This is a genomic window from Pseudomonas sp. REB1044 (genome assembly GCF_038813925.1).
In the GTDB taxonomy this organism is placed as follows: domain Bacteria; phylum Pseudomonadota; class Gammaproteobacteria; order Pseudomonadales; family Pseudomonadaceae; genus Aquipseudomonas; species Aquipseudomonas boreofloridensis.
In genome coordinates, this window is record NZ_CP046139.1 from 3766047 (window position 1) to 3792178 (window position 26132).

General features: G+C 64.5%; 18 protein-coding genes and 1 pseudogene. 8 read left to right on the forward strand and 11 right to left on the reverse strand.

Translation table 11 applies throughout. The annotated features are described in order from the left end of the window. Positions 1-82: 82 nt before the first annotated feature. A complete protein-coding gene (locus GKC70_RS17200) occupies positions 83-520 on the reverse strand; it encodes a MarR family transcriptional regulator (protein WP_029612943.1) in 438 nt (145 codons plus the stop codon). A gap of 118 nt (positions 521-638) precedes the next feature. Further along, a complete protein-coding gene (gene recQ, locus GKC70_RS17205) occupies positions 639-2783 on the reverse strand; it encodes a DNA helicase RecQ (protein WP_342649378.1) in 2145 nt (714 codons plus the stop codon). Between the two features lie 243 nt (positions 2784-3026). Here recQ and GKC70_RS17210 point away from each other — a divergent pair, with 243 nt between their 5' ends. Then, entirely contained in the window at positions 3027-3614 is a 588-nt protein-coding gene (locus tag GKC70_RS17210; protein WP_029612941.1) for a YecA family protein, read from the forward strand. 6 nt (positions 3615-3620) lie between these two features. Then, positions 3621-3986, forward strand: a complete 366-nt coding sequence (locus GKC70_RS17215) for a YbaN family protein (RefSeq protein WP_342649379.1) — start codon at positions 3621-3623, stop codon at positions 3984-3986. 25 nt (positions 3987-4011) lie between these two features. On the opposite strand, the gene GKC70_RS17220 is transcribed toward GKC70_RS17215, so the two are convergent. After that, positions 4012-10485 (reverse strand): retention module-containing protein, encoded by a 6474-nt coding sequence (locus GKC70_RS17220; RefSeq protein ID WP_342649380.1) that lies wholly within the window; start codon positions 10483-10485, stop codon positions 4012-4014. Positions 10486-10953: 468 nt separating this feature from the next. Here GKC70_RS17220 and GKC70_RS17225 point away from each other — a divergent pair, with 468 nt between their 5' ends. After that, a complete protein-coding gene (locus GKC70_RS17225; protein WP_039576240.1) occupies positions 10954-12327 on the forward strand; it encodes a TolC family outer membrane protein in 1374 nt (457 codons plus the stop codon). A gap of 21 nt (positions 12328-12348) precedes the next feature. Here the strand turns inward: GKC70_RS17225 and GKC70_RS17230 are convergent. The 3 genes and pseudogenes from GKC70_RS17230 to GKC70_RS17240 all read right to left on the reverse strand — a co-directional run bounded on the left by GKC70_RS17230 (position 12349) and on the right by GKC70_RS17240 (position 15646). Beyond that, a pseudogene (locus GKC70_RS17230) lies at positions 12349-12947 on the reverse strand (DTW domain-containing protein). A gap of 80 nt (positions 12948-13027) precedes the next feature. Further along, entirely contained in the window at positions 13028-14593 is a 1566-nt protein-coding gene (locus GKC70_RS17235; protein ID WP_342649381.1) for a PAS domain-containing methyl-accepting chemotaxis protein, read from the reverse strand. Positions 14594-14752: 159 nt separating this feature from the next. Next, entirely contained in the window at positions 14753-15646 is an 894-nt protein-coding gene (locus tag GKC70_RS17240) for a LysR family transcriptional regulator (protein WP_029615208.1), read from the reverse strand. Between the two features lie 224 nt (positions 15647-15870). Here GKC70_RS17240 and speB point away from each other — a divergent pair, with 224 nt between their 5' ends. Both speB and GKC70_RS17250 read left to right on the forward strand, forming a co-directional pair. Continuing rightward, a complete protein-coding gene (gene speB, locus GKC70_RS17245; protein ID WP_029615209.1) occupies positions 15871-16821 on the forward strand; it encodes an agmatinase in 951 nt (316 codons plus the stop codon). Between the two features lie 135 nt (positions 16822-16956). Next, positions 16957-18336 carry a sodium:solute symporter gene (locus GKC70_RS17250; protein WP_039576230.1) on the forward strand — a complete coding sequence of 460 codons (1380 nt, stop codon included), beginning with the start codon at positions 16957-16959 and terminating at the stop codon, positions 18334-18336. An 81-nt stretch (positions 18337-18417) separates the two neighbouring features. Here GKC70_RS17250 and GKC70_RS17255 read toward each other — a convergent pair whose 3' ends face one another. Both GKC70_RS17255 and GKC70_RS17260 read right to left on the reverse strand, forming a co-directional pair. Then, positions 18418-18546: a PA1414 family protein gene (locus GKC70_RS17255; RefSeq protein ID WP_295484792.1), complete on the reverse strand. Its 129-nt coding sequence runs from the start codon at positions 18544-18546 to the stop codon at positions 18418-18420. 189 nt (positions 18547-18735) lie between these two features. After that, the gene (locus GKC70_RS17260; RefSeq protein ID WP_342649382.1) at positions 18736-19146 is read right to left on the reverse strand and encodes a transcriptional regulator; all 411 of its coding nucleotides are present in this window, start codon (positions 19144-19146) and stop codon (positions 18736-18738) included. 246 nt (positions 19147-19392) lie between these two features. Between GKC70_RS17260 and GKC70_RS17265 the strand changes: the two genes are divergently transcribed. Next, positions 19393-19953, forward strand: a complete 561-nt coding sequence (locus GKC70_RS17265; protein WP_342649383.1) for an RNA 2'-phosphotransferase — start codon at positions 19393-19395, stop codon at positions 19951-19953. Between the two features lie 189 nt (positions 19954-20142). Here GKC70_RS17265 and GKC70_RS17270 read toward each other — a convergent pair whose 3' ends face one another. Next, positions 20143-21852, reverse strand: a complete 1710-nt coding sequence (locus GKC70_RS17270) for a ShlB/FhaC/HecB family hemolysin secretion/activation protein (RefSeq protein WP_342649384.1) — start codon at positions 21850-21852, stop codon at positions 20143-20145. 162 nt (positions 21853-22014) lie between these two features. On the opposite strand from GKC70_RS17270, the gene GKC70_RS17275 reads away from it, so the two are divergent. Then, the gene (locus tag GKC70_RS17275; RefSeq protein WP_039576224.1) at positions 22015-22287 is read left to right on the forward strand and encodes a hypothetical protein; all 273 of its coding nucleotides are present in this window, start codon (positions 22015-22017) and stop codon (positions 22285-22287) included. A 56-nt stretch (positions 22288-22343) separates the two neighbouring features. Here GKC70_RS17275 and GKC70_RS17280 read toward each other — a convergent pair whose 3' ends face one another. Then, on the reverse strand, positions 22344-23666 hold the full coding sequence (locus tag GKC70_RS17280) for a DEAD/DEAH box helicase (RefSeq protein WP_342649385.1): 1323 nt from the start codon (positions 23664-23666) through the stop codon (positions 22344-22346). A 141-nt stretch (positions 23667-23807) separates the two neighbouring features. Between GKC70_RS17280 and GKC70_RS17285 the strand changes: the two genes are divergently transcribed. Further along, complete coding sequence (locus GKC70_RS17285) at positions 23808-25082, forward strand: mechanosensitive ion channel family protein (RefSeq protein ID WP_342649386.1); 1275 nt, start codon at positions 23808-23810, stop codon at positions 25080-25082. A gap of 78 nt (positions 25083-25160) precedes the next feature. Here the strand turns inward: GKC70_RS17285 and GKC70_RS17290 are convergent, their stop codons facing one another. Continuing rightward, the gene (locus tag GKC70_RS17290; RefSeq protein WP_342649387.1) at positions 25161-25385 is read right to left on the reverse strand and encodes a hypothetical protein; all 225 of its coding nucleotides are present in this window, start codon (positions 25383-25385) and stop codon (positions 25161-25163) included. Positions 25386-26132 lie beyond the last annotated feature (747 nt).

Here is a 26132-nt window from a genome sequence, read left to right on the forward strand (position 1 = left end):
GGCGGGCCCGGCCAAAGAAATGGAAAAAGCGGATGGGGCCGCCATCCGCTTTTGCGTGTACGCGCGGGTGCGCCGTTGAACCTCAAGGCTTCTCCAGGTTGCCGAGAATCTTCGCATGCACCCGCATGCACACGTCCAGGTCCGCCTCGTCGACGCCGGTGAACAGCTCCGCGCGCAAGGCGTTGGCGATGGTCTCGATCTGGTCGATCAGCGGCTTGGCCGGCGGACACAGCAGGATTTTCTTGGCGCGGCGGTCTTCCATGACGGCCTGGCGACGGACCAGCCCCTGGTTTTCCAGGCTGTCGAGCAATCGCGCCAGGGTCGGACCCTCGACGCCGACGCTCTGCGCCAGCTCGCGCTGGGTGGGTGCTTCGCTGAACCGGGCCAGGTGCAGCAACACCAGCCACCGCGCCTGGGACAGATTGAGCCCGGCCAGACGACGGTCCAGTTCGGCACGCCAGCCTCGGGACATCTGTGCCAGTTGCATGCCGAAGCGGTGTTGATTGTCGGTGAGGGGCATAGGCAACTCTGTGGAGGGAAACTAATAGTTAGTCAGCTAATCATGCCCCACAGGATCAGGCAAGGCTCAGCCTGTGGGAATGCGCCGAAAATCGACGCAGAGCATGACGCCGGTCAGCTCAGAGCTCGAACTCGGCCGCCAGTGCTGCGCGTACGCAGTACAGCACGCCTTCTGGCACCCGCTGCGCGAACTGTGGCAACAGGGCCGACACTGGTGGCAGCTCGCCTTCGCCGTCGAGGAAGGCGTCCTGAATTTCCATCATCAGCTCCTCGGGCAGGTCCAGCGCCTGCTCCAGGCTCAGTTCCTGACGACCGATGGCCTCGGCCAGCAGGCTGTACACGTTCTTCTCGCTGCACGCCAGTTGCCCGGCGATCTGCGCCGGCGTCATCCCCGCACGGGCCAGACTGACCAACTCGTGGCGCAGGTCGAGCACCACCTTGGGCGCCTCCTCGGTGCCACCGACGCCATTGAGCACCTCGAGGAAGGCCTGGCCATAGCGCTCCAGCTTGCGTGCACCGACGCCGCTGACCTGGGCCATGTCGCTGAGGCTGGTGGGCTGGCTGCGCAACATCTCCAGCAAGGTGGAGTCGGGGAAGATGACGTACGGCGGCACGCTGTGCTCCTCGGCCAACTTGCGCCGCAGGGTGCGCAGCGCCTCCCACAGCTCGCGCTCCTCGGCACGCACCAATTGGCTGGCCGGGCTGCCGCCACCGCTCGAGGACTTGGCCACGGTTTGCGGCTTGAGGTCGCGGCGCAGTTGCAGGTTGACCTCGCCGCGCAGCAGCGGCCGGCACGTGTCGGAAAGCCGCAGCCCGCCGTAGCCTTCCAGATCGATGTCCACCAACCCGCGCGCCACCAACTGGCGGAACAGCGAGCGCCATTCGTGTTCGCCCAAGGCCTTGCCGACGCCGAACACCGAGAGCTTCTCGTGACCGAAACTGCGCACCTTCTCGTTGTCCTTGCCCAGCAACACATCGACCAGATGCCCGACACCATAGCGCTGTCCGGTGCGGAATACCGCCGACAGGGCCTGGCGGGCGGGCTCGGTGGCATCCCAGGTCTGCACCTGGTCGACGCAGTTGTCGCAATGGCCACAAGGCTGCTCCAGCACTTCGTCGAAGTACGCCAGCAGCGCCTGACGGCGGCAGCGGGTTTCCTCGCACAGCGCCAGCATGGCATCGAGCTTGTGCTGCTCGACACGCTTGTGGCGCTCGTCGCCTTCGGAGTTCTGCAGCATCTGCTTGAGCATCACCATGTCCTGCAGCCCATAGGCCATCCAGGCATCGGAGGGCAGGCCGTCACGGCCGGCACGGCCGGTTTCCTGGTAATAGGCCTCGAGCGACTTGGGCAGGTCGAGGTGGGCGACGAAGCGCACGTTGGGCTTGTCGATGCCCATGCCGAAGGCGATGGTCGCGACCATGATCAGCCCCTCCTCGTTGAGGAACCGGTGCTGGTTGGCCGAACGGGTCTCGGCGGGTAGGCCGGCATGGTACGGCAGCGCCGGGAAGCCTTGCTCGCAGAGGAAGGCCGCCGTCTCGTCGACCTTCTTGCGCGACAGGCAATAGACGATACCGGCGTTACCCCGACGCTCGGCGAGGAAGGCCATCAATTGCTTGCGTGGCGATTCCTTGGGCACGATGCGGTAGAAGATGTTGGGCCGGTCGAAACTCGACAGGAACCGCTCGGCGCCCTGCAGGTGCAGGCGCTGGACGATTTCCTCGCGGGTCCGCATGTCGGCGGTGGCGGTCAGGGCGATACGCGGCACATGGGGGAACAACTCGGCGAGCTGACCCAGTTGCAGGTACTCGGGACGGAAGTCGTGCCCCCACTGCGACACGCAGTGCGCTTCATCGATCGCGAACAGGGCGATGTCCAGGTCGCGCAGGAAGTCCAGCATGCGCGGCTGCACCAGGCGCTCAGGCGCCAGGTAAAGCATCTTCACTTCGCCGCGGCGCAGGCGCGCGGCCAGGTCGCGCTGCTGCTCGACACTCAAGGTGGAGTTCAGCGCCGCCGCCGCCACGCCGAGTTCGTCGAGGGTGGCGACCTGGTCGTCCATCAGCGCGATCAGCGGCGACACCACCACGGTCAGGCCGTTGCGCAACAGGCCGGGCACCTGGAAGCACAGCGATTTTCCACCGCCGGTGGGCATCAGCACCAGCGCATCGCCACCGTTGGCCACGCATTCGATGATCGCCGCCTGGCGACCCCGGAAGCTGTCGTAGCCGAAGATGTCCTTGAGGACGCGCTGAGCCTGTTCGAGCATTTGCCACTCCACGATCGTCGTACCATCCCGCAGACAGGCTGGACGATAAATCCGCTGCGCACACGCCGGATGCGTAAGCGTTTTTTGCCGAATGACGCCAAGGCGCCACCTGGCTCGAAAACGGCGAAGTATACCCCACTGCCCTGCCCTGCGGCAGGCTGGGATGACAGACGTTCCCTTTGCCCCGCCATCGCTGCAAGGTGCTAGAATTCAGCATCGTTTATTCCCCAAGGTAGCCCTGTAATGTCCTTCGCCGAGCAACTGACCCGCCTGCAAGCCTTCCTCGACGCCGACGAGCTGCACGAAGAGGCGCTGGACTACGTCGCCGCACACGGCTACCTGACCGCCCTGTCGATCTGCTCGGAGGAGGTGCCCGAACGTGAATGGATCGACGCGCTGTTCGCCGAGGAGCCGCATTACGCCAGCGAAGCCCAGCACGTCGAAATCGAGGCCACCTTGGTCGCGCTCAAAGGCCACATCGCCCGCCAACTGGCCAGCGACGAGGAATTCGACCTGCCCTGCGAGCTCGACCTGACCGACGAGCCGGACGATTCCGAACTGCGAGGCTGGTGCATCGGGTTCATGGAAGGCGTGTTCCTGCGCGAAGAAGCCTGGTTCGAGAATGCCGAAGAGGAAGTCAGCGAAATGCTGCTGCCGATCATGGTCGGCTCGGGCCTGTTCGACGAACAGCCGGAGTTCGCCGACATCGCCAGCAACGCCAACTTGCAGGACGACATGATCGTGCAGATTCCCGAGGCCCTCAGCGCCTTGTTCCTGCTGCTGCACGCCCCGGAAGAGAAGCCGGCACTGCTCAAGCCACGCCACCACTGATCGGCGGTGGCGCGCTATCTGCTGCTGGCCATTGGCTGGCTCAGTGTCGCGCTGGGGGTGATCGGCATCTTCCTGCCGGTCTTGCCGACCACCCCGTTCCTGCTGCTGGCAGCCGCCTGTTTCGCCCGCAGCTCCCCGCGTTTTCACGCGTGGTTGGTCGAGCATCCCCGGCTCGGCCCCTGGATCCGCGACTACCTCGATGGACAGGGCATTCCACTCAAGGGCAAGGTGTACGCCATCGGCCTGATGTGGGCCAGCATCGGCCTGTCGTGCTACCTGGTGCCATTGTTCTGGGCACGGGCCTTCATGCTCACCAGCGCCGTGCTGGTCAGCCTCTACATCCTCAAGCAGAAGACCCTGCACCGGCCCTGAACAGACCGGCGCAGCCGCCTGGCAATCAGACCGCATCCACCTTCAACGAATGATCGTTGAGCATGCCGTTGATCAGCGCCGCCGTGTCGTAGCCGGCAGCGATCAAGCCGCCAGCGCCCGGGGTCACCCCGTAGTGCTGCGCCAGGTCGACACCCGCCAGGTCGATGGTCTGGGTCGGCGCCGCACCCGCCACGCTGCTCACTTCCAGAGTCGATACCACCCCGGCACCACTGCCGCTGATCGTGAAATGCAGGTAGTCGTCCAGTGACGCCGCCGTGGCGTTCTCGCCCTGCAGCAGTTGCGACAGGTCGAGCGTGTCGCTGCCTGGGGTGAAGTCGGTGACGCGGTCGTGCCCGCTGTCGCCCTGCTGCCAGACGAAGATGTCGTTGCCGCTGCCCCCCGTCAGGGTATCGTTGCCTGGCCCGCCGATCAGGGTATCGTTACCCGCGCCGCCGACCAGCAGATCGTCGCCCTTGCCGCCATTGAGCACATTGTCGCCGTCGTTGCCGAACAGCCGATCGTCATGGTCAGAACCGATCAGGTTCTCGATGCTGACCAGGGTATCGAGCCCCGCACCCACGGTATTCTGTTGCCCGACATGGGCCAGATCGACGGTCACGCCCGTGCCAGCGCTGGCGTAGCTGGCGGTGTCATTGCCCGGGCCGCCGTCGAGCAGGTCGTCGCCTGGCCCGCCGATCAGCAGGTCGTTGCCCTCCCCACCGTACAACCGGTCGTTGCCCTCTCCCCCCACCAGCACATCGTGCCCGGCGCCACCGATCAAGGTGTCGTCGCCGTTACCCGCCAACAGCACATCGTCGCCCGCACTCCCCACCAAGGTGGTCCCCGCCTGATAGGTGATGTCCACAGCGCCAGTGGCGACGCCGCCATGGTTGTCGCTGAGGGTATAACTGTCGTGCCGGACTTCGTTCTCGGCCTGGCTGTAATCGATCACCAGGCTCAATTTGTAACTCTCGGCCGCCTTGCTGTTGCCTTGCGCATTCTCAGTGTTGATCACATGCAGGCTGTACACCCCGTCATGGCTGGCGGTGAAGCGGCCACCCTCGTCGATAGCCTGATAATTGCCCGTGGCATCCTTCCACTGCATCTGCAGATTGCCGGCCGGACGGTCGTGGTCCAAGGTCAGGCTCTCACCCTTGCGCAAGCTGACCGTCAGCGTGTCTTCGTCGTTGGCATTGCTGGTGCTGATGGCGCCCAGGTAGCCCGCGACCACCAGCGCGGCGGTCATGCTGCCCGACACCGCCGTGAAGTCGCTGCGCAGCAGTTCCTTGAATTGGTTCGCCGTGGTGTTGGCCGTACCGTCGAAGCGCAGGGTCTGTACCTGACCGGCGGCGGCGAAGCCGGCCCCCTTGTCGGCGAAGCCGGTGGTGAAGGTGGTCGGCGCGGCGCTCAGGCGATCATGGTCAGCATCGCTGTCGTTGGCCAACAGGGCCTGCATCGGCACGCTGATGCTGGCCCCCGTGATGTTGGTGATGATGTGGTCGGCCCCGGCGACCGGCGCGCTGTTGCTGTTGAGCTGCACCACCAGGCTGGCGCTGCTGGTATCGCCGTCGTTGTCGCTGACGGTGAAGCCGAAGCGCTCCACGTGGCGACTGCCATCGTCCTTGGGCGGTGCGTAGGTGAACTCGCCGGTGTCCATGTCCACCAGCAGCGTACCGCCGAGTGCGGTCTTGACTGCCAAGGTATTGCCCTGCGTGTCGAAGCTGGCCTTGTCCGGTCCGCCCGACACGCTGTAGCCACCCTGCCCGCCGTTGGCGTTGGGATCGAAGGTGTAGGTGGTGCCATCGACCAGCAATGCCTTGATGAAACCGCCGTCGGCACCGAAGTGCCCGCCACTCATCAGGCTGCCGGTGATCGGCGCGCCCTGCACGGTGCCGGTGAGTACCGCGCTGAGCTGACTGAGGTCGGTGACCACCACCGAGCCGGTGTCGACATGGCTGCTGCCGTCGTAGGCCAAGGGATCGAGATTGGCCTGATTGACCCCGGTGCCCATACCGATTGCGTAGGACTTGATGCCCTGGTCGTCGAGGAACCGCTCCCAAGCGGCCTCGCGCACCGACGTCATCGCGTGCCCATTGGTCGGTACGCCATCGGAGAAGAAATAGCTGACGTTCTGCGCCCCGGCGATCTTGCCGCTGCTGAGGAAGGCTTCTTGGGCCTTGCTCACCGCCGAGTCGTAATAGGTGGAACCGTCGGCGGTCAGCCCTGCGACCACGCTCTTGGCCTCGGCGATCGACACCCAGACCGGCGTCTTGACCCAGGCGCCGGTAGCAAAGGTCACCACCTGCACCTTGATGTCACCCATCTCGTCGTAGCGCTCGAGCAACGCGTTGATCGACTGCTTGGCCAGGTCCAGTCGGCTCAGCCCTTGAACACCGGAGGCAAAGTTCATGCTGCCGGACACGTCGATCACCAGCAGGATGTTGGAGTCCAACTGGCCCGGCGTGATGCTGCGCTCGGCGCACACGGCTTTGGGTACGTCATCGACGATGGAAATGGCGATGGTGCTGGTCACGCTGTTGCCCAGCGAATCGGTGGCTTTGTAGGTGAATTGCTCGATGACCCGGTTGGTACCGTCATCGGCACCACTCGGCGTCTTCGGCGCCGAGGTGAGGGTGTAGGTGTAGGTGCCGTCCGCATTGACCTGAATCTGGCCGAACTGACCGACCGTACTACCGACCAGGCTATAGGTCACGGCACCCACGCCACCGCCGACCGAGCCCGCCAGGTTGCCAGTGGCCGTTTCGCCGGTGGACTGCGGATCGCTGCCGATGACCGTACCCGCGGCCAGATCGTGGCCGTCCTTGACCAGATCCAGCGCCTTTTCGTACACCGTCACATCGCTGTTCTCACAGGCCAGCAAGCGGCTGTCCTGCACGTTGATGGTCAGAGTCGTGCTGCTTTCATCGCCATCGGCATCACGGATGGTGTAGACGAACACGTCGGTGGCACCGGCCTTGGATACGCTGTTCGGATTGGCGTGATAGGTGGCGTTGCCTTGGGCGTCGAGGGTCAGATAACCGTACTGGCCAGCCACCTGCACACCGAGCTGGCCAATCGCCGATGTCGAGGTATCCGACCCGGCGCGCACGCCCACGACATACTGGCCGTCGGCCCGCACGTCGGCGCCGACGATGTCATTGTCCAGCACATTGCCGCTCACCACGCCGCCTTCGGTCACGCTGGCGACGTCGCAGTGCGCCTTCGGCACGTCATCGACGATGCTGATGACCACGCTGCCCGTGGTCGAGTTACCCAGCGAATCCTTCACCTGATAGGTGAACGACTCGGTCAGCGTATTCGCCCCGTCATTGAGGTTATCCGGCGACTTCGGCGCCGAAGTGAGCGTGTAGGTGTAGGAACCGTCGGCGTTGAGCTGGATCTGGCCGTATTGGCCTACAGCGTTGCCCACCAGCGCGAAAGTCATTGCACCGATGCCGCCGCTGACCAACCCGGCCAGTGAGCCAGAGGCAGTTTCCGCAGTGGAATGCGGATCGCTGCCGGTGACCGTGCCCGGCGCCAGATCATTGCCGTCCTTGACCAGATCGAGGGCCTTTTCGTACACCGTCACGCCACCGCCTGGCGCAACCACCAGCGAACAGTCGTGGATATCAATGGTGATCGTGGTGGTGCTTTCGTCGCCGTCGGCATCGCGGATGGTGTAGACGAACACGTCGGTGGCACCGGCCGGCGTCACGCCATCCGGCCTGGCGTGATAGGTGGCGTTGCCCTGGGCGTCGAGGGTCAGGTAACCGTATTGGCCGACCACCTGCACGCCAAGCTGGCCAATGGCCGAGGTGGAGGTGTCGGCGCCCGCGCGCACGCCCACGACATACTGGCCGTCGGCCCGTACATCGGCACCGATCACATCGTTGACCAGCACATTGCCGCTGACGCTGCCGCCCTCGTAGACGTTGACGAAATCGCTGTCCGCCTTCGGCACGTCATCGACGATGCTGATGACCACAGTGCCCGTGGTCGAGTTACCCAGCGAATCCTTCACCTGATAGGTGAACGACTCGGTCAGCGTATTCGCCCCGTCATTGAGGTTGTCCGGCGACTTCGGCGCCGAGGTGAGCGTGTAGGTGTAGGAACCGTCGGCGTTGAGCTGGATCTGGCCGTACTGGCCGACAGCGTTGCCCACCAGCGCGAAGGTCAAGGCCCCCACGCCGCCACTGACCGTTCCGGCCAACGTTCCGGACGCGGTTTCCGCGTTCGACTGCGGGTCGCTGCCCACCACCGTGCCCGGCGCCAGGTCGTTGCCGTCCTTGATCAGATCAAGCGCCTTCTCGTACACCGTCACCCCATCGTTGGGACCAACGATCAGTGCACAGTCGCGGACATCGATGGTCAAGGTGGTGGTGCTCTCGTCGCCGTCTCCGTCGCGCAGGGTGTAGACGAAGACATCGACCGCACCGGAGGGCGGTGCGACATTGGGATTGGCGTGGTAGACCGCATTACCGGCGCCATCGAGGGTCAGGGTGCCATACAGGCCCACCACGGCAGTTCCCAGGTTGCCGCTGGCCGACGTCGAGGTGTCGGCGCCCGCGCGCACGCCCACCACATACTGGCCGTCGGCCCGAACATCGGCGCCGATCACATCGTTGACCAACACGTTGGCGCTGACGGTGCCGCCCTCGTAGACCGTAGCGGCGTCGCTAGACGCCTGGGGCACGTCGTCGACAATGTTGACGTCCAGGCTGGCCGTGGCGCGGCTGCCGTCCGTGTCCTGGGCGATCACACTGAAATGCTCGCTCAGGCTGTTCGCCCCCTGGCCGGCAGGGTGGCCTTCGTTACCGCGCAAGGTGTAGCTGTAGCTCACCACGCCGGTGGCCGGATCGTAGCCGAGCAGGGTCAAGGTGTTGCCCAGGGCCGTGACGATCGACTGCGGCAAGCCCGCGACCACGCCACCACTGACCACGGCGATGCCACCGACGCTCAGGCTCTGCAGGCCGTCTGCCGCGCTGACCGTGAAGCTGCCCTGCTGGGTCAACGCCGCCGGATCGGGGGAGGTGCCCGTGCTCAGGTTCTTCTCGTAGACCGTCAGCTCACCGCCGTCCACGTCCAGGCCACGGAGGATCACCGGATCGTCCAGATTGATGACGTTCAGGGTCAGGGTCGCGCTGCTGGTATCGCCGTCAGCGTCGCGCAAGGTGTAGGTGAAGGTCTCGGTGCCGCGCCCGCCTCCGTGGAGGTTCTTGAAGTCCGCAGCGTCGGGGTTGAGGGTGTATGTGTAGGAACCGTCGGCCGCCAATTGCAGGGTGCCGTAGGTGCCGGCATAGGTGCCGGCGACCACCGGGCCGCTGGCGATGCGGTCGGCGCCCTGGATGTCGTTGTCCAGCACGTTGCCGGTCAACTGCACCGACTGTTCGTTGGCGCTGAGCGGATTGCTGTCGTTGACCGCCGTGGGCACGTCGTCGCGGATGATCACATCCAGCGAGCCGCTGGCGGTATCGCCGTCGGTGTCGCTGGCCAGCACCGAGAAGTGCTCGCCCAGCAGGTTGGCGCCGTCGCCTGCGGGGTGCTGCTCGGCGCCAGTGAGGGTGTAGCTGTAGCTGACCCGGCCGTTGGCCGCGTCATAGCCGGTGATGGTCAGTAGGTTGCCAAGGCCGGTGGTGATCGACTGGCCGACACCGGTCACCACGCCGGCGGTGACCACGTTGATGCCGCCGACGCTGAGGTTGAACAGCCCGTCGAGCGCGACCACGGTGAAACTGCCGGTTTGCGTCAGGGCCTGGGGGTTCGGCGCCGAGCCTTGTGGCAGATTGGCTTCGTTCAGGCTCAGCTCTGCGGGATTCAGGTCGAGACCGCCCAGGGTGACAGGGTGGTCTGGGGGCGTAACCGGCGGAGTGACAGGCGGATTCACCGGAGGCGTCACCGGCGGTGTAACAGGTGGAGTGACCGGTGGAGTCACAGGCGGCGTGACAGGTGGCGGATTGGTCGCGGGGCCCGCGCCTGGGGGATTACCGCTCGGGTCGAGTCCGCCGAGGTCACGATTGGCCAACTCGGGCGTGCCATTGAAACCGGCGGTGGGGAAACCGACCGTAGGGTCGACTCGCCCGGCGACCTCGGTCAGAAGCACGAAGCTGTGTCCACCGCCCAACGCACCCGGTGCGCCATTGGCACCGGGACCGGCGGCAGGCGCTTCGCCTTCCTGGGTCGGGTCACCGCCCGCGGCGATGGCCTGCTGCAAGCGCTCGACGTCGCTGAGCTGGGCCTGGGTGGGCGTCGGATCGGGCGCCTGGACGTGGGGCGCATGATTGGCCAGCAGGTCCGGCGTGAGCGTCAGGCTGCTGCCTCGCCCGAGGGTCAGCTCGGCACCGTTGGCTAAACGAACTGCCACGGCACCACCTAGGCCCGTGTCCAGTTGCTCCCCAGCGAACAGCCGATCGCCCTCCACCAGCAAGCGCCGGGCACCATCACTGGCGACCGCGAACACCTGACCGATCACCTTGCTCACCACCCCGATTGAACCCGCCATGAACATACGCCTCCGATGCTGGTGCTCGTTACAGGCGATTCCGGAAACCGCGCGACGCGATCAGGTTCAACCACTTCACCTGTCAGATCCGTGAGAAATCCCGCTCACTTTGGACCTAATACGCAGGGACTAATACCAAGTAGCCATCAATTAATCGCCAATATTTTGGCGACTAAATACGCCTAAATTTTGCTTTCCGGCGCCCGCACTGCAAACAAATGTGGAACTTTCAGTAAAGCCCGGAAATCAGGTACTTCAGCCAATTCACCGAGCGACTGTGTAGAACAATGTCTCGGTTTTCTTAGAGCTCATAAGTTTTTTTTCGCATAGAACTTATGAAGAAATCTTCTTAGCTTTGCCACGAAATGTTCTTAGCTCTGTTGTTACAAACCTGAAACGGTTTTAACATGCATTTCCGTCATTTTTTTGGCGAGTGCAGCACCTTATTCGATCAGGGAGAAGTACCCGATGCGCGTTCCAACCCCCATCACCAGTGCCATCTTGTTGGCCATGGTCTGTGCCAACGCACAGGCGATGTCGATCACCGAGGCCGTCCAGAGTGCCGTGGACTACCACCCTCAGATCAGTTCCAACCGCAACAGCAAGCTCTCGGCCGATGAGGATGTGAAGTTCGCGCGCGGCGGCTACTTCCCCACCGTCGACCTGGTCGCCGGCTACGGGCGCCAGCGCTCGGACAACCAGAACACCCGTGGCGTGAACCCTGATGGCACGCGCAACCACGACAAGGCGACCCTGAACTACACACAGTCCGAACTGCGCCTGCGGCAGATGATCTTCGACGGTTTCAACACCTCCAACGAAGTCGGTCGCACGCAATCGGTGGCCACCTCGCGCGCCTACTACACCCAGGCCGTGGCCCAGGACGTGGCGCTGCGCGCCATCGAGGTGTACCTGGAGGTGCTCAAGCGCCGCGAACTGGTGACCCTGGCTCGTAACAACCTGCAAGCGCACCTGCGCGTGAACGATCAGATCGGCCTGCGTAGTGAGCGCGGCGTAGGCAGCACCGCCGACCTCGACCAGTCCCGCGCCCGTCGCGCGCTGGCGGAAAACAACCTGGACACCGCCGAAGTGGACCTGGCCGACGCCGAGGCCAACTTCTACAGCGTCGTCGGCCGTCAGCCGGACGAGCTGGAAGCACCGAGCAGCATCAAGATCCAGATGCCCAACACCCTGGACGAAGCCCGCCAGGGCATGCGCGAGAACAACCCGTACCTGAAATCGGCACAAGCCGACGTGAATGCTGCCGAGAAGCAGTACGAAGTGGCCAAGTCGCCCTTCTACCCGCGCCTGGATGCGGTGCTGGCCACCGGCGCCAACAACAACACCGGCGGTGAGCGCGGTCACAGCAACAACGACTGGCAAGCCGGCGTCGAGCTCAGCTACAACCTGTTCCGTGGCGGCAGCGACAAGGCGCGCCTGGAGTCTGATTCGTACAAGATCAACCAGGCCATGGACATCCGCAACAACGCCCTGCGCGAGCTCACCGAGAACCTGAGCCTGGCGTGGAACGCCATGAACAATGCGCGCAAGCAGACCCCGAGCGCCCGCGAATACGCCGAGACCACCACGCGGGTGCGCGCGGCGTACCAGGACCAGTTCGGCCTGGGCCAACGCACCCTGCTCGACGTGCTCGACAGCGAAAACGAGCTGTACAACGCCAACCGCCGCTACACCGAAGTGCGCTACACCGAGGAATACTCGATGTACCGCGTGCTGGCGACCATGGGCGAGTTGCTGACCAAGCAGCGCATCACCCTGCCGCCGGAAGCCATTGCCACCACCGAAGTCCGTACTCAGGCGCAATTGCCCGAAATGCGTTAAGCCCTGCGACGCGGTCGGGGCTCAGCCCTGGCCGTGATTGCGCTCGAAGGTCTCGGCACCCATGGCTTTGATCTGCCCTTCGATCAGCGCCTCGAACGGTCGCAGCAGCGCATCGAACCGGACCGGCGCCTCCAGGACGTCGAGCGCCTGCACCACCGCCTCGATCGTCGACAGCGCCCCTGGCTGCGGCGCCTTGCGCAGGCGATAACGCGACGGCGGCACCTGGCCAAGGGTCAGGCGTGGCAGCGCGTCGAGCAGTGGGTTGAGGTACAGCAGCTTGCGCGCCTTGCGCCAGGTACCGTCGGGCACGATCAGCAACAGCGGCAACGCGTCGTGCTCGGCGTAGGGCTGCACGATCTCTGCCTGCTCGCCAGGGAACAGCAGCGCCGGGCGATAACCTGGCGTGGCCAACAACGCGGGCAGTTCGTCGAACACCTCGCCGCTCAGCAGCTCGGCATTGCGCAGGCCCAAGGCGGCCAGTCGCGCGGTGTTCAGCGCATGGGGGTCTCGCTGGCGTGCTGCAGCAGGACCACGCGGGTACGGCTGGGCAGCGATGGGATCAGCGCGCAGAGGCAGTGGGCAAGTGGACGCTGGCAGCGTGTGCAGCGGGGTCTGGACATGGGCTCTCCTCAAGGCGCGCAGTGTGCCACACCGGCCTGCGGTGTGGCTGCTGGTCGCCGCGATGACGCCCTCTTCGCGCTTACCGGCTGAAGCGCTCCGCCAAGCTGTGCAGGTACTCGGCCATGCGCTCCAGGTCCTGGCTGATCTCGGCGCCCTGCTTGGCCTGCCCGGCGCTCTCGTCGCACAACTGGGCGATGCGCACGATCTGCTGGTTGATGTCCTCGGCCACATGGCTCTGCTGCTCGGAGGCCGTCGCCATCTGCTGGCTCATGCCGGTAATGCGGCTGACGGCCTGGACGATGCCGGTCAGCGCCGTCTGCACCGCCTCGACGCTGTGCATGCTGTCGCGGGAAATCTGCTCGCCGCGCCCGGCGCTGGTCACGGCACGTTCGGCGCCGGCACGCAGCGTATCGATGATCTGGTGAATTTCCTCGGTGGAGGAGCGGGTGCGCTGCGCCAGCGAACGCACCTCATCGGCCACCACCGCGAAACCGCGTCCCTGCTCGCCCGCACGCGCGGCTTCGATGGCGGCGTTGAGCGCCAGCAGGTTGGTCTGTTCGGCGATGGCGGTGATCACGTCCACTACGCTGCCGATGCTCATGGTCTGCTCGGCCAGGGCGTCCACCGCCTGGCTGATGTCGCCGACCGCCTCGCTCATGCTGCCCATGGCGCGCAGGCTCTGGCGCGCCAGTTCGCTGCCCTGCTGCGCCAACTGGTCAGCATCGCCGGCAGCATGGGCGGTGCTCTGCACATTCTGGGTGACCTCCTGGATGGTCGCGGCCATCTCGGCGATGGCGGTGGCCGACTGGTCGGTTTCGCTACGCTGACGGTCGAGCATCCGCGCCTGGGCGTCGGACAGCTCAGCCGACTGCGCAGCCCGCGACTTGACCCCGACGCCCGCGTCCACCAGGCGAGTCAGGGCCGTCTGTAGCCGCGCCTCTTCGCTGATGATGGCCAGGTCGAGCTGACCGCGCAGACCCGGGTTGTCGCTGTAGGTCAGCGCCACCAGCGGGCTGGTGAAAGCCTTTGGGTGATCGGCGAGGGTGCGGCGGATGGCCCGGTTCTGGCGGTGCTCGATCAGCCAGCCGGCGCCGAGCAGGCTGGCCAGCAGCACGCCGAGGGCGCCCGGCAGCGGCAGCCACAGCATGCCCGCGGCGGCGATCGCTGCCGCGACCAGCAGGGGTCCACCGGTGCCGAGCCACCGGGTCAGGCGCGCCACCTTCGGCACCGCTGAACGTCCGGCATTGAGCCGCGCATAGAGCGCCTCGGCGCGGCGAATCTGTTCGCGGCTGGGCACCGAGCGCACCGACTCGTAGCCGCTGAGCCGACCGTTCTCGTAGACCGCCGTGACATAGGCGCTGACCCAGTAGTAGTCACCGTTCTTGGCCCGGTTCTTCACCACCCCCATCCAGGCTTTGCCTTGCTTGATGGTGTCCCACATGTGACCGAATACCGCCGGTGGCATGTCGGGGTGGCGCACCAGATTGTGCGGCTGGCCCACCAGTTCCTCGTAGGTGAAACCGCTGATGGCCACGAAGGCCTCGTTGCAATAGGTGATCCGACTGTCCAGGTCGGTGGTGGAGATCAGCCGCTGCTCACTGGGGAAAGTTCTTTCTTGCTCGGTCACGGGCAAATTCGTGCGCATCGCGGGCGGTCCTTGCTGGTTCGGGTGTAGGAATTGAACAAAACGTTTACAGGTTTAGCAGAGCGCGTCAGTGCCGGATGACGCCATTCGACGAACAGCCATCGACGCGACGACGCGGTGATAGGAAAAGGCCGATCAGGCCCAGGATGGCGCCGGCCATCAACCGACGTTCAACTGCGACTTGAGCAAGTCACGAAAAGTCTGGATCAGCGGTTCGCGACTGCGGCCCCGGCGAATGATCAGAGAAAACGGCGCCTGGTAGCCGAAGGTCGCGGGCGACAGCACACGCAGGTCGCCTTTGTCGGCCCAGGCCTGGGCGTAATGCTCGGGCAGGTAGCCGATGTAGGCGCCGGAGAGGATCAGGATCAACTGCGCCTCCATGCTCTCCACCGTGGCCGCGCTGTGCTTGAAGCCATGCCGGGCCAGTTCCGCCTGGCTCCAGTAGCCGCGCCCGACCATGCGCTGCTGGGTGATGACCTGGGCGGGGATGCGCCGCTCGGCGTACAGCGGATGACGGTTGCTGCAGTACAGCCAGTGCTGCTCGCGGTACAGCGGTTGGTACAGCAACCCGCTCATGCGCGAGGAAAAGGCGCCGATGGCCAGGTCCAGGCGGTTGTCCTGCACCCCCAGTTGCAGCTCGTAGGGGCTGGACACCGACAGGTGCAGGTGCACCGCCGGGTGCTCCTGGCTATAGGCACCGATCGCCTCGGCCAGCGGCAGGGCGCGGTCGCCCACGGTGGAGTCGATCACGCCGAGGTTGAGGGTGCCGCGCAGTTCGCCCTTGAGCGCGGCGGCGTACTGCTCGAAACCGTCCAGCTCGCCAAGCAGGCGCAAGGTCTCCTGGTGGAACAGCTCGCCCTTGCTGGTCAGGCTGAAACCGCCACGGCCGCGGTGGCACAGCACCAGGCCGAGGCTGCTTTCCAACTGGCTCATGTAGGTGCTGATGGCCGACGTGGACAGGTTGAGGTCGCGCTGGGCATTGGCGAAGCCCTGGTGACGCACCACGCTGGCAAAGATGCGCAGCAGCTTCAGGTCGGGCAGCGTTGAGGCCATGACACACCGGTCCACTCGGAAAATTCCGACAGAGTCTACCGCGCCTGGAGAGTGATAGTTTAGAAATTCCTGAAGTAAGTATTTGTCGGTAGCGATTCTTCCACGCCACTACCTCTCGCACACTCGGCCGAAATGTCCCTGGTCGCCGGCCCCGTGCCTGGCTCGAGCGCGCCGCGACACAGGTTCGAACAAACACAACAATCGACCGACTGATGAGGCCCACCGTGGACAAGATTCTCCACCAACCACTGGGCGGCAACGAAATGCCGCGTTTCGGCGGCATCGCCACCATGCTGCGTCTTCCCCACCTGCAGAGCGCCGAAGGCCTGGACGCGGCCTTCATCGGCGTGCCGCTGGACATCGGCACCTCGCTGCGCGCCGGCACCCGCTTCGGCCCTCGGCAGATCCGCGCCGAATCGGTGATGATCCGCCCCTACAACATGGCCACCGGCGCCGCCCCGTTCGACTCGCTGTCGGTGGCCGACATCGGCGACGTGGCGATCAACACCTTCAACCTGCTCGACGCCGTGCGCATCATCGAAGAAGCCTACGACCAGATCCTCGAACACAACATCATCCCGCTGACCCTGGGCGGCGATCACACCATCACCCTGCCGATCCTGCGCGCCCTGCACAAGAAACACGGCAAGATCGGCCTGGTGCACATCGACGCCCACGCTGACGTCAACGATCATATGTTCGGCGAGAAGATCGCCCACGGCACCACCTTCCGCCGCGCCGTCGAAGAAGGCCTGCTGGACTGCGAGCGCGTGGTGCAGATCGGCCTGCGCGCCCAGGGCTATACCGCCGACGACTTCAACTGGAGCCGCCGCCAAGGCTTTCGCGTGGTGCAGGCCGAGGAGTGCTGGCACCAATCCCTGGCACCGCTCATGGCCGAAGTGCGCGAGAAGGTCGGCGGTGGCCCGGTGTACCTGTCGTTCGACATCGACGGCATCGATCCGGCCTGGGCGCCCGGCACCGGCACCCCGGAGATCGGTGGCCTGACCACCATCCAGGCCATGGAGATCATCCGTGGCTGCCAGGGCCTGGATTTGATCGGCTGCGACCTGGTGGAGGTCTCGCCGCCCTACGACACCACTGGCAACACCTCGCTGCTGGGCGCGAACCTGCTGTTCGAAATGCTCTGCGTGCTGCCGGGCGTGGTGCACCGCTAGGCCCGAATCCATGCGACACCCGGGCAGGAGCCGTGGGACAGGGCCATAGAGGCCCGCCAACACTCGATGAGGAGCACCGGGCGCGGTCAGCGTGCCCGGATCGATCTCGCATAATAAAGATAATCGGAGACCCCCATGGCCTTGGACATCATCGTTGTACTGATCTACGCCGTCGGCATGCTGGGATTGGGCTGGTACGGCATGCGGCGGGCGAAAACCCACGAAGACTACCTGGTGGCCGGACGCAACCTGGGGCCCACGCTGTACATGGGCACCATGGCCACCACCGTGCTGGGCGGCGCCTCGACCGTCGGCACCGTGCGCCTGGGCTACGTGCACGGCATTTCCGGCTTCTGGCTGTGCGCAGCCCTGGGCCTGGGCATCGTCGCCCTCAACCTGTTCCTGGCCAAACCGCTGCTGCGCCTGCGCATCTTCACCGTGACCCAGGTGCTGGAGCGCCGCTACAACCCCATGGCGCGCCAGGCCAGCGCGGTGATCATGCTGGTCTATGCATTGATGATCGCGGTGGTCTCGACGCTGGCCATGGGTACCGTGCTGCAGGTGCTGCTCGATGTACCGTTCTGGATGGCGCTGCTGTTCGGCGGTGGCGTGGTGGTGGTGTACTCGACCATCGGCGGCATGTGGTCGCTGACCCTCACCGACATCGTCCAGTTCGTCATCAAGACCGTGGGCCTGATGTTCATCCTGCTGCCGGTGTGCGTGTTCAAGGTCGGCGGCTGGGACAGCCTGGTGGCCAAGCTGCCAGCGGCGAGTTTCCAGCTCACCACCATCGGCTGGGACACCATCGTCACCTACTTCCTGATCTACTTCTTCGGCATCCTCATCGGCCAGGACATCTGGCAGCGAGTGTTCACCGCCCGTGACGCCAAGGTGTGCCAGCGCGCCGGCACCGCGGCCGGTGTGTACTGCGTGATCTACGGCCTGGCCTGCGCGCTGATCGGGATGGCCGCCCATGTGTTACTGCCGGACCTGGCCAATCCCAACAACGCCTTCGCCGAGATGATCAAGACCACCCTGCCCGACGGCATCCGTGGCCTGCTGATGGCCGCTGCCCTGGCGGCGATGATGTCCACCGCCAGCGCCTGCCTGCTGGCCGCCTCGACCACCCTCACCGAGGACCTGCTGCCACGGCTGCGCGGCGGCAAGCAGTCGAGCCTGAACGTCAATCGGCTGTTCACCCTGCTGACCGGCCTGGCGATGCTGGCCATCGCCCTGGTGGTGGACGATGTGATCGCCGCACTGACCCTGGCCTACAACCTGCTGGTGGGCGGCATGCTGATCCCGCTGATCGGAGCGATCTTCTGGAAACGCGCGACCACAGCCGGCGCCATCGCCAGCATGTCGCTGGGCTTCGCTACGGCACTGTTGTTCATGGTCAAAGATGGCCTGGAAGCCAACTCGCCGATCTACTACAGCCTGGCGGTCGGTCTGGTGAGCTTCATCGTGGTCAGCCTGCTGTCGCGCAAGCCGATGGCAGCGGTCAACCTGGCCTGATCCACGACAGGAGTCTTCGCCCGCAACGCAAAAGGCCGCCGCCTCCTGCTCAAGGAGGCGGCGGCCTTTTTCCTGTCGCGGTCAGCGCCGACGGGGCTGGCGCTTGCGCTGTTCTGCGTCGCTGGGAATCGGCACCGGCTGCAGCGGTGGCGGAATCAGACCCAAGGCGACGCCGAGGTCATGGAGCCAGTTGGTCATTGGTTTATTCATCATTGCCCCCTTTACGGGTCAGCCTCACGGCGAAGCGGTTCTGCGGTGCGTCAAACAGATCATAGTCGGATGTTCTGATTATCGCCTGCGTCTAATCCTGCACATAGGGCCGATTCTGCCGCAGATCAAGCGCGAAAGGCGCCAGCCGACGGTCGGTTAACTGTTTCACCTTGTTGCCGATGGCGATACCTACACCGCTCCGGGGGTGATTTGCGGTTTGGCCGACACCTTGTCGAAGGTGGCGGCGTCCAAGGCATCGCTCTCCTGATCGAGGCGCAGGCGCGGGCTGTCGGCGCCCGGAATGGCACTGTCGATCAGGCTGAGCAGGCGCGAGCCACGTTCGGTCAGCACGAAATTCTCGCCATTACCGCCCTCCTCTTCAGGGCGCGGGGCGATGAAGCCACGGTCGAGCAGCAGCTTTTTGTATTCGCAAGCGCGGGTCTTGAGCCGGTCCACATCGCCCACTGGCTCACCGGCACTGGCCAGCGCTGCCGCGTGCTGTTCGGCGTAGGGGCGCGGGGTGAAATGTTCACCTGCGCCGTTCTGCACTTCGTGCAGCAGGCGTTCGATCAGATCCCAGTCGTAGGTGCTCGTGCTCATGGCGGTGGCCTCGTTCAATGGGCGAAGGGCTGTACAGAGGGTGGGACCGGCGGCGTGTCGCTGGCGTTCAAAACGTCTGCTGGTCAATGACCTTGTGCGTTCAGGCGGGGCACCGCTCGGTCGATAGCGGTAGGAGGCAAAGCGCTTGTCAGTCCAATGCCTTGAGCACTGATGCCTTGAGCACGGGGGGTGCAAAGGCGACAATTCCTACGCCAAAAAAAGGAAAAGACAAAAAGGAACTCGAGTTTGAACAAGAAACAGCGTGACGAAATAAGCAAATTCCTGAGCTATGTACTGCGCCATGAACCTCACGCCATCGGCCTGACGTTGGACCGCGATGGCTGGGCCGAAGTGGATACCCTGCTGCAAAACGCCGCCCAACACGGGCGCAACTTCGACCTCGCTGCGCTGCGCGAGGTGGTCGATACCAACGACAAGAAGCGCTTCACCCTTTCGCAGGACGCCCGCTACATCCGCGCCGCCCAAGGCCACAGCACCGATCAGGTGGATGTTCAGCATGTTGAGAAAACGCCTCCGGCCCTGCTCTATCACGGCACCGCGAGCCGCTTCATGGCCTCCATCGAACGCCAGGGGCTGCTAGCCGGCACACGTCACCATGTGCACCTCAGCGAAGATCCGCAGATTGCCCTGAGCGTGGGCAAACGCTACGGGGAGCCCGTGTTGCTGGAAATCGATGCGGCGAAGATGCGCGACGCTGGCGCGAAGTTCTATCAAGCGGACAATGGTGTGTGGCTGGTGGATCACGTACCGGTGGGCTTCTGGAGTCGGTCACAGCGGGCGTGCTGACTGGCTGCCCTGCCATCACACCCCAAGCTTGAAACACACCAACACAGCGCGATCCTCGCCGCCTTCGGCGCAGGTCGCAAAGACGCAACGCTGCTCAGGGCAGACCCTCAAGATCTCGAATCCCCGAGGCACACGTCCTCAGGCGATGACCCTTTCGCGAAGAAGGGACAAGGCGTATCGACTCGACCGTCAGATGAAGAAGTCGAGCCGGAAGTAAACCGGGCGCTCTTTGTCGGGCACGGCGTCCGGTCGCTCCAGGCTCTGGGCGAAGGTGACGCTGGCAGCCAGGTGCCGGCCCCGGGCGAACAACTCCAGCGAGTGGCTACTGGCGCGGCCGTGACGGTCGCCGTTGTAGCGGTCGTTGCGGATCACGCCCAGGTCATAGCCCAGGCCCATCCCGTACTCGGCGATCACCGGCTGCAACACCGGCCAGGTCACCGGTCGGGTCCAGCGCAGGTCGTTGCGCCAGTAGGCGCCGCTGTCCCCGGACAGCGACTGATCCTTCAAGCCACGCACCGACGACAGCCCGCCGAGGCTGATGCGCTGCGGGCTGAACAGTACGTCCTCGCTGCGCTGGGCGGTGGCCAGGCTGGAGAAGGACAGGTTCTCGCCAAGCACCTGGAAGCCCTGCACGTAGCTCAGCGTGGCGGTGTACTTGCGGTAGCGCGCCACTGGCTCGCCAGGCTGGGGATGGCCGTTGCTCTGGGCGTCGAAGGCGCCGATGCCCGACTGAGTGCCAAGGTCAAGGTTGACGAAGGCGGTGCCGATACGCCGGCCGTGGTTGATGCCGAACTGCGCTTCGCTGAGGCGGTTGCTGCTGGCTTGCAGACGGCTGTCTTCGATGTAGTTGTTGGTGCGCAGGTGCGCCAGGCCGACGTTCACCGAAGTCTTGCTGGTGGCATCGCGGTGCAGCACACGGTCGGCGCGCAGTTGGTGGTTCTGGCTGTCGCCGGTCTGCTTGAACGTGAAGCCGTTGGCCTGGGCTTCGGAGCGGTAATCGGACTCGCTGTAGCTGTAGCTGAAGTTCCACCACCCCCAGGGCAGGTTGTACGCCAGCGTGCCGTTCTTCGACCCTTGCGTGTGGTCGCTGACCACATCGTGACCGCCGCGCAGGCTCAGTTGGTCGGCCAGGCCCAGGGGGCTGTCCCATTCGAAACCCAGGTTGACCTGCTGCTCGCCGGTGCTGCGCTGGCCTTCGTTGTTGCGCGACAGCGAGGCGCGCCAGGGCTTGTCGGGCTGGCCTTTGACCTGCACCACACTGGCGCCGACGGCGTCACCGGGCAGCAGCTCCATTTGCGCACGGGTCGAGGGCAGGCGATTGAGCTGATCGACCATCTGCTCGATCTCGCGCAGGTTGAGCACCTCGCCTTCACGGCCGGGGAAAGTCATGGCGATCTCACGCGGCGACAGACCGCTGGCCGGGTCAGCCCGCAGACCTTGCACACGCCCTTCGACCACCAGCACCTGCAGGTGACCGCTGGACAGGTCCTGCTGCGGCAGATAAGCGCGGCTGGTGACCAAGCCACGGTCCAGGTACAGGTCGGTGATGGCCTTGAGCAGGACATTGAGTTGACTGACGCCCAGGCATTGGCCGATGAAGGGCTTGGTCAGACGCTCGCGGTCGGCGGCGCTGAGGCTGTCGGCCCCCTTGATTTCGAGGGTGCGGATGGTGAAGCAGCGGGTGTCTTCGGGCAGCGGCTGGGTACTGGGCGCCGGCGTGTTACCCGGCAGGTCGCGCAGCTCATCGAGGCGCCGCTGCTGTTCTTGCAGCAGGCGGTCCTGACGATCGCGGATGAGGTCTTGCTCCAGCGGCGTGGCGGCCAGGGCGTCGGCGCCGGAGAAACCAACAGTCAGCAGCAGGAGCGCGTGAGCGGCGCGCGTGCGAAACCATGTCGCCATGTTCCAGTCCCTGGACGGTAAAAACGGGGGGCGAAGCATAACCTCATGGCTTTTTGACGTCAATTTGCCATCAGCCGTACTGACAAGCCCTCTGGGTCATTGACCTGAACCTTTGCCGCCAGGCGCCACTCCACCCTGTGACTGCACAAGGAGGAAACGACCATGAACGTTCTGTGCCGCATGACCCTGTTCGCCAGCCTGTCCTGCGCCCTACCCGCCTGGGCCTGCACGCCCGACGAGGCGACGCAAAAACGAGAGGAACTGGCAGGGCTGGTGACGCAACTCACCGAGCAGAACCCGCAGAAGGCCAAGGAAATCAACGAAGAACTCCAGGGCATGGAGCTGGGCACGGCGAGCAAGGACCTGCCGGATAAATGCCAGTTGATCGACAAGCGGATTCAGGAGTTGAAGGAAGCGGAGCGCAAGGCAGGATAACGATGGGCTATGCCTGTGCAGGAGCGACCTCGCGCCGCTCCTGCACCGTTCTGTAATTACTCGGCCTTCGGCGCGCGCTTTTTCAGCGGCGCCAGGCCATCAGCACTGGTCAGTGGAGCATTCGGACGCGGCTTGGCGCTCGGCTTGCGCTTGGCCACTGCCTTCTTGTCTGCGGCCTTCTTGTCGGTCTTTTTCTTCTTCACGCCCGCCGCCTTGCCCGACGCCTTGACCTTCTTCGGCCCGCTGTAGGTGCCCTTGACCTCCTTGATCACCCGGCGCTCGAACTGCTGCTTGAGGTAGCGCTCGATGCTCGACATCAGGTTCCAGTCGTTGTGGGTGATCAGCGAGATCGCCAGACCTTCGCCACCGGCACGCCCGGTGCGGCCCACCCGGTGCACGTACTCGTCACCGCTGCGCGGCATGTCGAAGTTGATCACCAGGTCCAGGCCATCGATGTCCAGGCCGCGTGCGGCCACATCGGTGGCCACCAGCACCTTGGAGCTGCCCTGCTTGAAGCGCTCGATGGCCAGCTTGCGGTCCTTCTGGTCCTTCTCGCCATGCAGCACGAAGACCTTGACGTCCTTGGCCACCAGGTGACCGTAGATGCGGTCGGCCAGGGCCCGGGTGTTGGTGAAGATGATCGCCTTGTCGAAGGTCTCGTTGGCCAGCAGCCACTGCACGATCTGCTCTTTGTGCTGGTCGTGGTCGGCGGTGATGATCTGTTGGCGGGTGCCTTCGGCCAGTTGGGACACGCTGTTGAGCATCAGGTGCTCAGGATCCTTCAGCACCTTGCCAATGATGTCGCGCAGCGCCGCGCCGCCAGTGGTGGCGGAAAACAGCAGGGTCTGCTCGCGCTGCTCGCACTCTTTGCACAGGCGCTCCATGTCTTCGGCGAAGCCCATGTCGAGCATGCGGTCAGCTTCGTCGAGGATCAGCACCTGCACCTGGGACAGGTCGAGGTTGCCGGCGTTGAGGTGCTCGAGCAGGCGGCCCGGCGTGCCGATCAGCACGTCCGGCACCTTGCGCAGCATCGCCGCTTGTTCCTTGAAGTCTTCACCGCCAGTGATCAGGCCAGACTTGATGTAGGTGAACTGCGAGAACAGTTGCACCTGCTTGAGGGTCTGCTGGGCCAGCTCGCGGGTCGGCAGCAGGATCAACGCACGGATTTCCACGCGCGGACCGCTGAGGTCGACCAGGCGGTTGAGCAGCGGCAGCACGAAGGCGGCGGTCTTGCCGCTGCCAGTCTGCGCCGTCACGCGCAGGTCGCGCCCTTGCAGGGCCAGGGGGATGGCCGCCGCCTGCACCGGGGTCGGCTCGACAAATTTCAGCTCGGCCACGGCTTTGAGCAGGCGTTCGTGCAGGGCGAATTGGGAAAACACGGGTGTACCTCAGGTAGATGCGGACAATTCGGCTGCATAGGTTAACGTTTTCCGCTGCCGACGCCGAATTTCTTTTGGCACCCTGCCCCGCTTCCGCGCTCTAATTGCGCCTCGTCAGGCAATTGCAGACCGTTTTTCGCTATGGATATCCAACGACTCTGGGTCGACGCTCTGGACCTCTGGGGCACCCTCGACCAGCACCCTTTATTGCACGCGACCCTGGGCCTGGGCGTGCTGCTGCTGATCTCGCTGGTGCTGGGGCGCATCGCGCGCTTTCTGGTGCTGCACGCCAGCCGTCTGCTGGCGCGCCAACCGGCGCTGCGCTGGGTCGAAGACCTGCGCCATAACAAGGTGCTGCAGCGCCTGGCACAAACCACTCCGTCGCTGGTGATGCAATTCGGTCTGCGTCTGGTGCCGGAACTGTCCGACACGGCGCAGCATTTCCTCGGCAACCTGGCCCTGGCCTTCACCCTGCTGTTCCTGAGCATGGCCCTGTCGTGCCTGCTCGACGCGCTGCTGGACATCTACGCCCGCACCGAGCACGCCCGCACCCGCTCGATCAAGGGCTACGTGCAGTTGGCGAAGATGGTGCTGTGGGTGTTCAGCACCATCGTCATCGTCGCCACCCTCATCGATCGCTCGCCGCTGCTGCTACTCTCGGGCCTGGGTGCGATGTCGGCGGTGCTGCTGTTGGTGTACAAGGACACCCTGCTGTCGTTCGTGGCCAGCGTGCAGCTCACCAGCAACGACATGCTGCACGTCGGCGACTGGATCGAGATGCCCCAGGTGGGCGCAGACGGCGATGTGATCGATATCACCCTGCACACAGTGAAGGTGCAGAACTTCGACAAGACCATCGTCTCCATCCCCACCTGGCGCCTGATGAGCGAGTCGTTCCGCAACTACCGCGGCATGCAGCAGTCGGGCGGACGCCGCATCAAGCGCAGCCTGTTCATCGACGCCACCGGCGTGCGCTTTCTCACCGTGCAGGAAGAGCAGCGCCTGTCCGGCGTGCGCCTGCTGGGCGACTACCTGGCCACCAAGCGCAAGGAGTTGCACGACTGGAACGAAGCCCAGGGCCTGGTCGAAGAGCTGGCCGCCAACCGCCGCAAGCTCACCAACATCGGCACCTTCCGCGCCTTCGCCCTCGCCTATCTGAAGAACCACCCTGATGTACACCCGAACATGACCTGCATGGTCCGCCAGATGCAGACCAGCGCCGAAGGTGTGCCGCTGGAGGTGTACTGCTTTACCCGCACCACCGCCTGGGCCGACTACGAACGGATTCAAGGGGATATCTTCGATTACCTGCTGGCGGTGCTGCCAGAGTTTGGGTTGAGCGTGTATCAGCAGCCGAGCGGGAGTGATATGCGCTCAGGGCTGGCGGCGCGGGTCGAGCGGATGAGCGAGGCCTGAAAGTGGCGCTGCGGGTCGGCGTCCCGACTTATGCCGCGCAAGGGCCGCAAAGCGGCCCCTGCAATGAAAAGCCAAGCATCACTCGCCAGGATGCCCCGCCAATTCAATTGCCCTCCCACACTCCTCCGCCGTCAACCGACTGATGATGCGGATCGCCTGATGAATCCCCGCTGCACCTCGAACTCCCATGTGCGGGTTGTGCTCGCATTCCAGCAGCGCATCCTGCTGAGCCAGGGCCTCGCCCAGTAACTCCAGGGTCCACGCGTAAGATTGGATTGAGGAAAGCCGTTCATGGTCAGTCATGGGACACCTGCTTCGGTTTGCGGGTGAACGGGCTGTGAGGGCGGTAGAAACGCTGGGCTCGCGGTACCGGAACCGGGAAACGGGGGCGGAGCGCGAATGCGAGGATCCTCGACGGATGTGCAGTGGTCATGCATGAGTTCCTTTCGTTGTGGAACTGCCACCGCTTGCGGCCAAGCAAGTTGAGGTGGCAGCAGTACGCGGGTTGGCCGACCGGGACGAAAGGAGCCCGGCACACCCGAAGGTGTCCCGCGCACCACTGCCATGACTCGACATCACGGGCACAAAAAAGCGCCTGCGATGACGATTTGGCGCTGATGCGCCTTTCGATTCCGACCGGCCAAGGTCGTATCGCCGATGCATCGGCGACTGGGAGAATTTAGCTGGGTGTGGGGGATGGCGCAAGTTGGGAAAGGTGAGGGTGAGATGCGTATCGATACGAAAGTGATTGTGTAGTGGTCTACTAACCCCGGACACCTTTGTAGGCGAGAATGCTCGCCATACAGAGGTGTTCGATGTTAGTAGACAACGACGTACCTTCACCCCAACTTTCAAGCGTGAGGCTGCCAGCCTAGGGAAGCGCAGTGTACTGGAGTACATGAGCACTCCGACCGGGCTGGCGCTTCAGGCTGTTTTCAACGCAGCATCAACGAGTCTCAAGGCTTTTCAGGCAGAGCCTAAGGGATAGTGTTCAACACGGCACTCATGGGGATGGCCATCGCCTTTACAGGTCCCATCCAGATATCGATA